Below are 12,392 nucleotides of genomic sequence, written 5' to 3'. Positions count from 1 at the left end.
GCATCCCAGACCGGCCGCGAGGCCGCCCAGACACACCACGATCCACCCTCTTCCGAGGAGCTTCTTTGTGGTGTCTGTCGCCGACCTGGGGTGGGAGCCTTCCGGCTCAACCTCACCGCTTGGCGGCGACAAGGGAATACATTACGCAGATCCCGCACGACCGGCAAACCACCGCCCCTCCCGGGCGTGTCGCGCGGGCCGCCGGGCGGCGGTCAGGCGACGAACAGCCCGGCCAGCGCCTTCTTTCCGCGGCGGAGCACGGACACTCCCCCGGGAAGCGCGCCGGCGACGGTCGCCTCGTCCGATTCGACCTTGTCGCCATCGAGCGTCACGCCGCCCTGCGAGATCGCGCGCCGCGCCTCGGACGCCGAGGAGACGAGACCGGTCTCGACCAGCGCCTGCACCACCGGCGTGCCGGCGGCGACCGATGCGTGCGGCAGCTCGCGGAGCGCTGCGGCGAGCGTCTCGGCATCCAGAGATGCCAGGTCACCCTTGCCGAACAGCGCCTCGGACGCATCGATCGCCGCGGCCGTCGCCTCGGGGCCGTGCACCGTCGTGGTGACCTCGAGCGCGAGCCGCTTCTGCGCCGCGCGTCGGAAGGGCTCGGCGGCGACGAGTCGCTCGTACTCCTCGATCTCGGCTCGGCCGAGGAACGTGAACACCTTCAGGCGCGTGATCACGTCGGCATCGTCGGTGTTGAGCCAGAACTGGTACATCGCGTAGGGGCTGCACATCTCGGCGTCGAGCCAGATGGCGTTGCCCTCGCTCTTGCCGAACTTCGTGCCGTCGCTGTTGGTGATCAGCGGCGTGCCGATCGCGTGCGCGGACACACCCTCGACGCGGTGGATCAGATCGACCCCGCTCGTGAGGTTCCCCCACTGATCGCTGCCGCCGGTCTGCAGCAGGCAGCCGTACTGGCGGTAGAGCTCGAGGTAGTCGAGCCCCTGCAGGATCTGGTAGCTGAACTCCGTGTAGCTGATGCCCGCGTCGGAGTTGAGGCGCGCGCTGACCGCGTCCTTCTTCAGCATCGTGCCGACGCGGAAGTGCTTGCCGATCTCCCGCAGGAAGTCGATCGCGCTCATGGGCGCGGTCCAGTCGAGGTTGTTCACGATGCGCGCCGCGTTGTCGCCCTCGAAATCGAGGAATCGCTCCACCTGTCCGCGCAGCTTCATGACCCATTCGGCCACGGTCTCGCGGGTGTTCAGCGTGCGCTCGGCCGTGGGGCGCGGGTCGCCGATCAGGCCGGTGGATCCGCCAACCAGACCCAGCGGACGGTGCCCGGCGAGCTGGATCCGGCGCATCGTGAGCAGCTGCACGAGGTTCCCCAGGTGCAGGCTCGGCGCGGTCGGGTCGAAGCCGCAGTAGTAGACGATCGGCGGCCCGGCGAGCAGCTCGCGCAGGGCGTCCTGATCGGTCGATACGTGGATCAGCCCGCGCCAGACGAGCTCGTCCCAGATGGTGTCGAAGGTCGGGTCGATCGCCGGTGCGGCAACGGTCTCAGCGGTCACGGGTCCTAGCCTATGGCGTCCCCGGAGGAGCACCGTCAGGACCGCAGGCCCCACCACACGAGGAACGCGGCCGACAGCGCCTGCACCCAGCTGACCATGCTGCCGACGAGGAAGTACTCGGCGCGGTCTCCCCCGTCGCCGTCGCGCGAGATCTCCGGGAAGCGCACGATTCCCTTGGCCGCGATGAACGCCGCCAGCAGCGGATACGCGGCGGCGAGCGTCAGGCCGAACACGATGGCGCGCTCGAGCGGGCCGATCAGCCGCCCGCCCTTCATCACCTGACCGGGCCCGAGCTTGGGCATCACGGTCGGGCCCTCCGGCCCCACGACCGTCTGGGTCTCCCCCGGCTCGGCATCCGGGGCGATGTTCTCTCGCTCCAGCGCCGCGCGCACGACGACGTTCGCGGCTTCGAGCAGGTACGACAGCGTGCCGAGCATCAGGATGACGGCGGGAAGCGACAGGACTCCGAGCGGAGAGTCGATCTCGACCCGCCCGAACGCGCCGACGCCGTAGCCGGCCGGGACCACCACGACCGCCAGGGCGCTCAGCGCCCCGAGCCCCGCGGCCGGCCAGATCGAGGCGGGCGAGCTGCCGCGATCGGGCATCAGCCAGAGCCACAGCGCGGCGGCGCCGAGGCCGGCGACCGCGGCGAGCGGCGCGCCGGCGAGCAGCCCGATCGCCAGGATTGCGGCGCCCACCACCCCGAACGCGGCGAGGCGGATGCCCGGCTCGGAACGCCGGAACACCGAGCGCACGAGCGCGGCCCCGCCCACGGCGAGCAGCATCAGCCCCGCGACGATCATGCGCGGCCTCCGCTGCTCATCCGCTCCATGGGTCCATCCTGCCGAGGGCCGCCGACATCCCGGCGGCGACCCGCGGGCGGCGCCGGCTACAGCCCGAGAGCGTGGACGGCCGCCTGCGCACGCGCGACGAGCTCGGCCCGCTGCTCCGCGACCCGCTCGGGCGCGGTGCCGCCGGCGCCGGTGCGGCTGCCGACGGAGCCCTCGATCGTCAGCACCTCGCGCACCTCGGGGGTGAGGTGGGCGGAGACGGAGGCGAGCAACTCGTCCGAGGCGTCCTCGAGCCCGATGCCGCTGTCCTCGCAGGCGCGCACGAGCGCACCGGAGATCTCGTGCGCCTCGCGGAAGGGCACGCGGTGCTTCACGAGCCACTCGGCCACATCCGTGGCGAGCGAGAATCCCTGCGGCGCCAGCTCGGCCATCCGCGCCGCGTCGAAGCGCAGCGTGGCGACCATCCCGGTGAAGGCCGGCAGCACGACCTCGAGCGTGTCGACCGAGTCGAACACCGGCTCCTTGTCCTCCTGCAGGTCGCGGTTGTAGGCGAGCGGCAGCCCCTTGAGCGTGGTCAGCAGCCCTGTGAGGTTGCCGACGAGGCGGCCCGCCTTGCCGCGCGCGAGCTCGGCGATGTCGGGGTTCTTCTTCTGCGGCATGATGCTCGACCCGGTCGAGTACCCGTCGTCGAGGGTCACGAAGCCGAACTCGCGCGTGTTCCAGAGGATGATCTCCTCGGCGAAGCGCGACAGGTCGATGCCGATCTGCGCCGTGATGAACGCGAACTCTGCGACGACGTCGCGGGCCGCCGTGCCGTCGAGGGAGTTCTCGGCGGGGCGGTCGAGCCCGAGTTCGCGCGCCACGAGCTGCGGGTCCAGGCCGAGCGTGGATCCGGCGAGCGCACCGCCGCCGTATGGCGAGACCGCGGCGCGGGAGCGCCAGTCGCGCAGCCGCTCGAGGTCGCGCACCAGCGGCCAGGCGTGGGCCTGGAGGTGATGCGCGAGCAGCACCGGCTGCGCGTGCTGCAGGTGGGTGCGGCCGGGCAGGATGACGCCCTCGTGCGCGTCGGCCTGCGCCACGAGCGCGTCGATCAGGGCGAGCACGTCCTTGGCGATCACGCGCGAGTGGTCTAGCAGGTACATCCGCACCAGCGTCGCGATCTGGTCGTTGCGGCTCCGTCCGGCGCGGAGACGCCCACCCAGCTCGGCACCGACCACCTCGATGAGCGCCGCTTCGAGCGCGCCGTGCACGTCCTCGTCGCCGGGACGCGCCTGCAGCGAGCCGTCCTGGATGCCGCGCGCGAGCACATCCAGGCCCTCGTGCATCGCCTGCTCCTCGTCGGCCTCGAGGTAGCCGGCTTCGGCGAGCGCCTTGGCGTGCGCGTGCGAGCCCGCGATGTCGTAGAGGGCGAGTCGCCAGTCGAAGTGCGTCGAGCGGCTCAGCTCCTGCAGCTCGGGCGACGGTCCGCTTGCGAAGCGCGCGCCCCACAGGGCGCCCTCTCCCGTCTTGCCGGCCGTCCCCTGCTGGTCTGCATCGCTCATGGTCTCCAGCCTATCGACGGGCCTCGGGCGATCCGGACGCGCCGGCACTCGCCGCCGCGTCGTCGCGGGGACCGACCGTCGCCACCCAGCCGATCAGCCGTTCCAGCGGACCGCGGCCGACGAGCAGGGTCCACAGGGTGCAGCCGATGATCGTGGCGATGGTCATCGGCCAGAACGGCTCGAGGGCGCGGAACGCGACGAGCTCCGACCCGTGGTCGCCGATGGGCGGCTGCAGCAGCGCCCACGCCACAAGCTGCGCCGTGTATGCCGTCAGCGGCATCGCGCCGACGGCGCGCAACGGCAGCACGATCCACCGCGCCGGCGTGGCGCAGAGCAGGGCGCACAGCGCGATCACGAGGATCGCGACCCCGCCCGATCCGATCGCCTCGCCGATGCCGCTCGAGTGCGCGTCGCTCGAGAGGACCACTCCCCACAGCGAATCGGCCGGCGCCAGCACGGCCCAGCTGCCGATCACGCCGTAGCCGATGACAGCGAGGAGGACCCCGATCGCCGCGAGCAGTGCCGCCACGGGCGGCCGCGAGAAGGCGATCCGCCCGATCCCGATGCCGGCGATGACGAACGCCGCCCACAGCAGGAAGGGGTAGCTCCATCCGATCGCGTGCAGGACCGTCTGGCCGGGCTCGCGGTCCCACCCCGGCCAGGAGTCGATCGGGAACACCACGAACGGCATCGTGACGGCGATCGCCCCGGCCGCCCCGAACAGCCACGCCGGTCGCACGCGCAGCAGGGGCAGGGCCAGCAGGAACAGGATGGCGTAGGCCGGCAGGATGACGAGGACCGGGGTTTCCAATCCCACCAGCAGCAGTCCGAGCAGCCAGATGCACGCCGCGCGCAGGGCGATGCGCGCCCGCGCATACGTCATCCGGCGCTCGTCGAAGGGGCGCACGCCGCCCGTGACCAGTGCGAGCGAGACGCCCGCCAGGGTCGCGAACAGGATGGACGATCGCCCGTTGACGAGATCCGTCCACGTCTCGGGGTCGTCCCACTCGAACGAGGTGGTGGCGAGCAGGTGCGCAGCGAACATGCCGATCACGGCGATGCCGCGCGCGAGGTCGATTCCCGGCTGGCGGTCACGCCCGTCGAGGCGTGCCCAGCGGGAGGAGACCCAGTCGGTCAGGGCTGGCGCAGCAGCCACACCAGCAGGGCCTTCTGCGCGTGCAGCCGGTTCTCGGCCTCGTCCCAGATCACGCTCTGCGGGCCGTCGATGACCTCCGCGTCGACCTCGTATCCGCGATCGGCGGGAAGGCAGTGGATGAAGATCGCCTCGGAGTCGGCGACCGACATCGTCTCCTGCGTCACCTTGTAGGCGCCGAGGTCGCGAAGGCGAGCGAGCTTCTCCTCCTCCTTGCCCATCGACACCCAGGTGTCGGTGACGACCACATCGGCGCCGGCGGCGGCCTCGAGCGGGTCGGTGAGCAGCGTCACCGATCCGCCCGTCTCAGCCGCGATCCGGTCGGCGTCCGCGATCACGTCCTCGCGCGGCGCGTAGTCCTCGGGCGACGCGACGCGCACGTGCATGCCCGCGGTGACGCCGGCGAGAACGTACGAGTGCGCCATGTTGCTGCGGCCGTCGCCGAAGAACGACAGCGTCAGCCCGGCGAGGTCGCCCTTGTGCTCGCGGATCGTCAGCAGGTCGGCGAGCAGCTGGCACGGGTGGAAGTCGTCGCTCAGCGCGTTGACGACGGGCACCACGGTGTCCCGCGCCATCTCCTCGAGGCCCGCCTGCGCGTAGGTGCGCCACACGATCGCCGCCACCTGGCGCTCGAGCACGCGCGCCGTGTCGGCGGGGGTCTCCTTGCCGCCGAGCTGGCTGTTCGCCGTCGAGATGATCAGCGGCGAGCCGCCGAGGTCGGCGATGCCGACGGCGAAGGAGACGCGCGTGCGGGTCGACGACTTGTCGAAGATCACCGCGACGGTCTGCGGACCGGCGAGGCTCTTGTCGGCCCAGCGGTCCTTCTTCAGCTCTGCGGCGAGATCCAGGATCTCCGCCTGCTCGGCGGGCGTGATGTCGTCGTCGCGCAGGAAGTGGCGGGTCATGCGGGGATCCCCTCGGTCGTGGGAGCGGCGTGGCGGGAGGCGACCTCGTCGAGCGCGGCCGCGAAGGTGGACGTGAATTCCGCGACCTCGTCGTCGCCGATCGTGTAGGCCGGCGCGATGCGGATCGCGTCGTCCGTGGGCGCGTTGACGATGAGCCCGCGCGCGTGCGCCGCGGCGCGGACCTCGGCCGCGACCGGCTGGGTCAGCGCGATGCCGATCAGCAGGCCCGCGCCGCGCGTGCCCGCGACGAGGGGCATCCCCTCGACGGCCTCGCGAAGCTGCGCGCCGCGCTCCGCGACGTTCGCGAGCAGATCCCGATCCTGGATCTCCTGGATCACCGCGTTCGCGACGGCGCTCGCCAGCGGATTGCCGCCGAACGTCGAGTTGTGGGTGCCGGGGTAGAACAGGTCGCTCGCGTCGCCGAAGGTGACGAGGGCGCCCAGCGGGAAGCCCGCGGCGATCCCCTTCGCAAGCGTGATCGCATCCGGGACGATCCCCTCGGCCTGGAAGGCGAACCAGCGGCCCGTGCGACCCATGCCCGTCTGCACCTCGTCGAGGATGAGCAGGGCGCCGTGGGCGGTCGTGAGCTCGCGGGCGCGGCGGAGATATCCCTCCGGAAGCGGCAGCACCCCCGCCTCGCCCTGGATCGGCTCGACGACAAGCGCCGAGATCCGCTCTCCGCCGGCGAACAGCTCCTCCAGCGCCTCGAGCGTGGGGGCGATGTGCGTCACGCCCGGCAGCAGCGGGCGGAACGGATCCTGGTAGGCGGCCTTCGGGGTGAGCGCGAGCGCACCGGTCGAGCGGCCGTGGAACGCGCCCTCGAGGCTGACGATCAGGCCCTCGGCCCATCCCTGCTTCCGAGCGTGAAGGCGGGCGAGCTTGATCGCGGTCTCGTTCGCCTCGGTGCCCGAGTTCGCGAGGAACACGCGGCCCCGCTCCCCCGTGCCGGCGAGCTCCTTGAGGCGCGCGGCGAGCTCGAGCTGCTGCGGCGTCGCGAAGTAGTTCGACACGTGCGACAGCGTCGCCGCCTGGCGCGCCACCGTCTCGGCGAACACCGGGTGCGCGTGCCCGAGCGCGTTCACCGCGATGCCGCCGAGGAAGTCGAGGTAGCGCGTGCCCTCGGCGTCCCACACGTGCGATCCCTCGCCGCGGGTGAGCAGCGCGAGGCGCCCCCCGAGGCTCATGAGGTCGCGAGCCGCGAGATCCTGCCAGCTCTGCTGATCCTGCGTCGTTCCGGTCACTTCGCTCCCTCGATCGCCGTCGTCGCCTCGTGGCCCGTCATGATGCGGTCACCTGCGTCCCGATCCCCTTGCTCGTGAAGAGCTCCACGAGCACCGAATGCTGCACGCGGCCGTCGATGATCGCCGCCGCGCCGACGCCGCCCTCGACGGCGTCGAGGCAGGCCTGCATCTTGGGGATCATCCCCGACTCCAGGCGCGGCATCATCTCGCGCAGCTCGTCGGCCGTGAGGTGCGAGACGAGCGAGTCGCGGTTCGGCCAGTCGGCGTACAGCCCGGCGACGTCCGTCAGCACCACGAGCTTGCGCGCCTTCAGCGCGATCGCGAGCGCCGCGGCCGCGGCATCGGCGTTCACGTTGAGCGACTGGCCGGGGTGGTCGAGGTCGGGCGCGATGCTCGAGACGACGGGGATGCGCCCGGCGTCGAGGTGATCGAGCACGGCGGACGGATCGACCTTCACGACGTCGCCGACGCGGCCCAGGCTCTCCTCGACGCCGTCGATCACGACGCCGCGCTTGCGCCCGCCGAACAGCCCGGCGTCCTCGCCGCTGAGGCCCGTCGCGAGCGGGCCGTGCGAGTTGATCTTCGCCACGAGCTGCGGGTTGATGTGGCCCGTCAGCACCATCCGGACCACGCTGATCGCCTCGGTGCTCGTGACGCGATAGCCGCCCTTGAATTCGCTCGGGATGGCGAGGCGGTCGAGCATGCTGGAGATCTGCGGTCCGCCGCCGTGGACGACGACCGGCCGGACGCCCACGTACCGCAGGTACGCGATGTCCTGGGCGAACGCATCCTGCAGCTCCTCGCTGATCATCGCGTTGCCGCCGTACTTCACCACCACGATCTGGTCGCGGTAGCGCTTCACCCACGGCAGCGACTCGATGAGCGTGCCCGCCTTGGCGGCGGCCTCCTCGGGACTCGTGTCCTGCAGGTCGACGGCCGGGATGTCCTGGTGGCTGCTCATGAGGAATAGGCGCTGTTCTCGTGCACGTAATCGTGGGTCAGGTCGTTGGTCAGGATCGTCGCCGACGCGTCGCCCGCGCGCAGATCGATCAGGACGTGCGTCGCGCGCGGAGTCAGGTCGACCTCCTCGCGCGGCCGGTCGGGGCCGCCCTTTGTGCACACGCGCACGCCGTTCATCGACACGTCGACGTCGTACGGGTCGAACTCGGCCTCGGTCGTGCCGATCGCCGCGAGCACGCGTCCCCAGTTCGGGTCGCTCCCGAAGATCGCCGCCTTGAAGAGGTTGTTGCGGGCGACCGAGCGGCCCACCTCGACCGCGTCGTCCTCGCTCGCCGCGCCGACGACCTCGATCGTGATGGCGTGGCTGGCGCCCTCCGCGTCATCCTGCAGCTTGGCGGCGAGCTCGTTGCAGACCTCGATCAGCGCGGTGCGGAACGCGTCCTCATCCGGCTCGATGCCGCTTGCGCCGCTGGCGAGCAGGGTGACCTGGTCGTTCGTCGACATGCAGCCGTCCGAGTCCAGACGGTCGAAGGTCACGCGCGTCGCGGCCCGCAGATGCGCGTCGAGCCGGCCCGCGTCGAGCACGGCGTCCGTGGTGATGACGACGAGCATCGTCGCCAGGCCCGGAGCGAGCATGCCCGCGCCCTTCGCCATGCCGCCGAGCGTCCAGCCGTCCGCCTGGCGCACGGCCGTCTTGGCGACGGTGTCGGTCGTCATGATGGCCGTCGCCGCGTCCTCGCCGCCCTCGGCACTCAGGCTCGCCACGCCCTTCTCGGTGCCGTCCAGCACCTTCGCGCGGAACACCTCGTCGCCGAAGCCGATGAGGCCCGTCGAGCACACGAGCACGTCGCCCGCGCTGATGCCGAGCAGCTCGGCCGCCTTCTCGGCGGTCTGGTGCGTGGTCTGGAAGCCGAAGTCGCCGGTGAAGCAGTTCGCGCCGCCCGAGTTGAGGACGATCGCCTCGACGACGCCGTCCGCGATCGCCTGCTGCGACCACAGGATGGGGTTCGCCTTGGCACGGTTGCTCGTGAACACCGCGGCGGCCGCCTTGAGGGGACCGCGGTTCACGACGACGGCGACGTCCTTCGCGCCGGTCGACTTGAGTCCCGCGGCGACACCGGCCGCCTCGAAGCCCTTGGCTGCGGTCACACTCACGGGGCAACTCCGTTCACGCTGAGCGCGCGGCCCTCAGGGAGGCCGAGCGCGATGTTCATCGACTGGATCGCGGCGCCGGCCGTGCCCTTCGTCAGGTTGTCCAGGGCGGTCACGACGACCACGCGCCCCGCGGCCCGATCGACGGCGAGGCCCATGAGCGCCGTGTTCGCACCGATCACGTCGGCCGTGCGCGGCATCTGCCCCTCGGGAAGCAGCTGCACGAAGGTCTCGTCGCCGTACGCGTCCTCCCACGCCGCCCGGATCTGCGCGTCGGTGACGTCGCCGACGATCCGCGCGGTGCTGGTCGCGAGGATGCCGCGCGCCATGGGGACGAGCACCGGGGTGAAGGAGAGCCGGATGTCGCCGGTCGCCCCCGCGGCGCGCAGCGCCTGGCTGATCTCAGGGATGTGGCGGTGCGATCCGCCCACCGCGTAGGGGTTCGCGGATCCGAGGATCTCGCTGGCCAGCAGGTTCGGCTTCAGGCTCTTGCCCGCGCCCGAGGGCCCGACCGCCAGCACGCTGACGATGTCGGACGGGTCGATCACGCCGGCCGCGACGCCCGGTGCGAGGCTGAGGCTCACCGTCGACGCGTTGCAGCCGGGGGCCGCGATGCGATCGGCGCCGACGAGGAGGTCGCGCTGCTTCTTCGCGCCGACCGGCAGCTCGGGCACTCCGTACGACCACGCCTCGTGGAACTCGCCGCCGTAGAAGGCGTCCCAGTCGTCCTTGCCGGTGAGCCGGTGATCGGCCCCGCAGTCGATGACGAGCTTCACGTCGGTGAGGGCGTCGGTGTACTGGCCGGACTGCCCGTGCGGCAGCGCGAGGAACACGATGTCGTGGCCGGAGAGGATCTCCGGCGTCGTCTCCTGCAGGGTCAGATGCGCGAGCGAGCGCAGGTGCGGCTGGTGCGCGATGAGGGGCTGACCGGCGTTCGAGTGCGCCGTGACGGTGCGGATCTCGACGTCGGGATGGTCGGCGAGCAGCCGCAGCAACTCGCCTCCTGCATAGCCAGATGCGCCGGAGACGGCGACCGAATAGGTCATGGCTTCCACCTTAATTGTCCGTGAGCGGGGGCCGGAGACGGCGACACCGCTCGGCCCGGATGGGCCCGCTCGATCGCGCTCAGGCGCGAGAGCTTCGCGGCGTCGCCGAGATTCGGCGGCCACGCGGACGTCGGCGCGCGACGACGCCACCCGGGATCGGGTGGAGGGTCGTCTGGCCGGTCGGCATGCGGCGAGCGTAGCAGAAGCGGCGGGGCCGACGTACGGTGGGGCGATGGCCGCTTCGTCCGGTTCGGATCGGGTCGCCGAGCGCGAGGTGATGCTCGAGTGGCACATCCGCGCGCGCGGGATCCGGGATGCGCGCGTGCTCGACGCGATGCGCGCCGTGCCGCGCGAGCAGTTCCTGCCCGCGTCGGTGGCGGCCGACGCGTATGCGGACTCGCCGCTGCCGATCGGACACGGCCAGACGATCTCGCAGCCGTACATCGTGGCGCTCACCGCCGAGGCCGGGCGGCTCCAGCCCGGGGACCGGGTGCTCGACGTCGGAACCGGATCCGGCTATGCCGCCGCCGTGTACGCGGCGATGGGCGCGGAGGTCTGGTCGATCGAGTTCGTCCCGGAGCTCGCCGAGCAGGCGCGCCAGGCGCTGCGCGACATCCCGGCGGTGCATGTCGTGACGGGCGACGGGACGCTCGGCCTGCCCGAGCACGCCCCGTTCGACGCGATCCTGGCGGCAGCCGCGGGTCCGGACATCCCGGCCCCCTGGGTCGACCAGCTCGCCGACGGCGGCCGCATCGTGATGCCGCTGGAGCGCCACGCCGGATGGCAGCAGCTCGTGCGCGTCACGCGCCACGGCGACGACACGGCGCTCGACGACCTCGGCGCGGTGCGCTTCGTCCCGCTCCGCGGCGAGCACGGCCTGCGCTGAGGCGCGGGCGGTCGCGGGCGCTGTGACGGCACCGCACGGTTGAGCCTGCGTTCGGCGCGTGAGACTGCCGCGGGCACGCGCAGTCTCACGGCCGGACTGCGCTCTCGGCGGCCGCGCGCTCTCTCACCCGACGCCCGGCCGCTCGTCCACAGGCCGGGCGGGCATCCCGACTTCACTCCGCGGGCGCCGTGACGGCCGCACGGGGTGCCGGATCCGGCAAGCGTGTCGGCATGAGCACGCCGACGAGCGCCTTCACCATCGCCGCCTCCCCGGTGCCCCTGTTGCGTCCGTGGGCGACCGGCTTCCGCCTCGACGCCGCGGAGCGGCGGGGCGAGCTGCATCGCGTGCGGCATGGCGTGTACGCCCCGAAGGACCGATGGATGCAGCTCGCCCCGTGGGATCGCTACCTCGCACGGGTCCATGCGTACGCGCTCGCGAACCCCGACGCGGTATTCATGCTGGAGTCTGCGGCCGCTCTGTCGGGGATGCCCGTCTTCCGCGAGCCGGAGGATGTTCACGTCCTGCAAGCCTCGGGCACGGCGCGACGGATCGGCGACGTCCGGACCCATGTCTCCGCCGATGTGCGCGAGATCGTCCGTCTCGACGGCGTCGCCTTCACCGCGCCCGCGGAGACCGCGGTCGACATCGCGAGGGCGCGGCACCCCGCGATCGCCCTCGCGGTGGCGGACGGGGCACTCCGCGTCGACCGCTCCCTGGATCCCACAACGCTCCTGGCCCTGAACGAGGCCCGCCTCAGCAAGCGCGGCCGCGGACGGGCGCAATGGTCTCTGTCGCGTGCGACGTCTCTCGCCGAGACCGCCATCGAGTCCGTGAGCCGAGCGGTGATCGAATGGCTCGGCTACGAGCTGCCGGAGCTGCAGGTCGAGTTCCGGCTGCCGGATGGCACCCTCAGCCGCGTCGACGCGTACTGGCGGACGGCGGATGTCATCGGCGAGGCGGACGGGCGGGTCAAGTACCGATCGGGCGACGCGACGGTGCTCTGGGAGGAGAAGCGCCGCGAGGACGCCCTCCGCCGCGGCCGCGGCGGCTTCGGCCGGTGGGGGTGGGACGAAACCGCGGATCCTCCGAAACTGGACGAGATCCTCCGCGCGGCATCTCTGCGCCCGGTGCGCCTCCCCCAGCACGGTCCGCTCCGCTCCCTCCCCGACGCGCTCGGACGTCGCCGAACCGCACCGCCCGAATGAGACA

At 72.0% G+C, this 12,392-nt stretch carries 11 protein-coding genes; 2 read left to right on the top strand and 9 right to left on the bottom strand.

The window, feature by feature from the left end:
* Window positions 1-212: 212 nt before the first annotated feature.
* The 9 genes from tyrS to argC all read right to left on the bottom strand — a co-directional run bounded on the left by tyrS (window position 213) and on the right by argC (window position 10,297).
* Window positions 213-1,508, bottom strand: a complete 1,296-nt coding sequence (gene tyrS, locus ABD161_RS11485; RefSeq protein WP_344002869.1) for a tyrosine--tRNA ligase — start codon at window positions 1,506-1,508, stop codon at window positions 213-215.
* A 35-nt stretch (window positions 1,509-1,543) separates the two neighbouring features.
* Window positions 1,544-2,311: a hypothetical protein gene (locus tag ABD161_RS11480; protein ID WP_344002866.1), complete on the bottom strand. Its 768-nt coding sequence runs from the start codon at window positions 2,309-2,311 to the stop codon at window positions 1,544-1,546.
* A gap of 86 nt (window positions 2,312-2,397) precedes the next feature.
* Window positions 2,398-3,840 (bottom strand): argininosuccinate lyase, encoded by a 1,443-nt coding sequence (argH, locus tag ABD161_RS11475; protein WP_344002863.1) that lies wholly within the window; start codon window positions 3,838-3,840, stop codon window positions 2,398-2,400.
* A 10-nt stretch (window positions 3,841-3,850) separates the two neighbouring features.
* Window positions 3,851-4,996 carry a heparan-alpha-glucosaminide N-acetyltransferase domain-containing protein gene (locus ABD161_RS11470; RefSeq protein WP_344002860.1) on the bottom strand — a complete coding sequence of 382 codons (1,146 nt, stop codon included), beginning with the start codon at window positions 4,994-4,996 and terminating at the stop codon, window positions 3,851-3,853.
* Window positions 4,975-5,898, bottom strand: a complete 924-nt coding sequence (gene argF, locus ABD161_RS11465; RefSeq protein ID WP_135114700.1) for an ornithine carbamoyltransferase — start codon at window positions 5,896-5,898, stop codon at window positions 4,975-4,977. The genes ABD161_RS11470 and argF overlap by 22 nt, the downstream gene beginning before the upstream one ends.
* Entirely contained in the window at window positions 5,895-7,139 is a 1,245-nt protein-coding gene (locus tag ABD161_RS11460) for an acetylornithine transaminase (protein WP_344002856.1), read from the bottom strand. Before ABD161_RS11460 ends, argF begins: the two co-directional genes overlap by 4 nt.
* Before the next feature lie 37 nt (window positions 7,140-7,176).
* Window positions 7,177-8,100: an acetylglutamate kinase gene (gene argB / locus ABD161_RS11455; RefSeq protein WP_135114701.1), complete on the bottom strand. Its 924-nt coding sequence runs from the start codon at window positions 8,098-8,100 to the stop codon at window positions 7,177-7,179.
* Window positions 8,097-9,254, bottom strand: a complete 1,158-nt coding sequence (gene argJ / locus ABD161_RS11450) for a bifunctional glutamate N-acetyltransferase/amino-acid acetyltransferase ArgJ (RefSeq protein ID WP_344002852.1) — start codon at window positions 9,252-9,254, stop codon at window positions 8,097-8,099. Before argJ ends, argB begins: the two co-directional genes overlap by 4 nt.
* On the bottom strand, window positions 9,251-10,297 hold the full coding sequence (gene argC, locus ABD161_RS11445; protein ID WP_344002850.1) for an N-acetyl-gamma-glutamyl-phosphate reductase: 1,047 nt from the start codon (window positions 10,295-10,297) through the stop codon (window positions 9,251-9,253). The genes argJ and argC overlap by 4 nt, the downstream gene beginning before the upstream one ends.
* A gap of 232 nt (window positions 10,298-10,529) precedes the next feature.
* Here argC and ABD161_RS11440 point away from each other — a divergent pair, with 232 nt between their 5' ends.
* Together ABD161_RS11440 and ABD161_RS11435 are read left to right on the top strand one after the other, a co-directional pair.
* Window positions 10,530-11,183, top strand: coding sequence for a protein-L-isoaspartate(D-aspartate) O-methyltransferase (locus ABD161_RS11440; protein WP_344002847.1), 654 nt, complete (start codon window positions 10,530-10,532; stop codon window positions 11,181-11,183).
* Window positions 11,184-11,413: 230 nt separating this feature from the next.
* The gene (locus ABD161_RS11435) at window positions 11,414-12,388 is read left to right on the top strand and encodes a hypothetical protein (RefSeq protein ID WP_344002844.1); all 975 of its coding nucleotides are present in this window, start codon (window positions 11,414-11,416) and stop codon (window positions 12,386-12,388) included.
* Window positions 12,389-12,392 lie beyond the last annotated feature (4 nt).

Origin of the sequence: Microbacterium paludicola (assembly GCF_039529675.1) — a bacterium.
GTDB classification, from domain to species: domain Bacteria; phylum Actinomycetota; class Actinomycetes; order Actinomycetales; family Microbacteriaceae; genus Microbacterium; species Microbacterium paludicola.
Note: the sequence above shows the minus strand (reverse complement) of the source record. Positions and strands in the feature narration are given on the sequence as shown.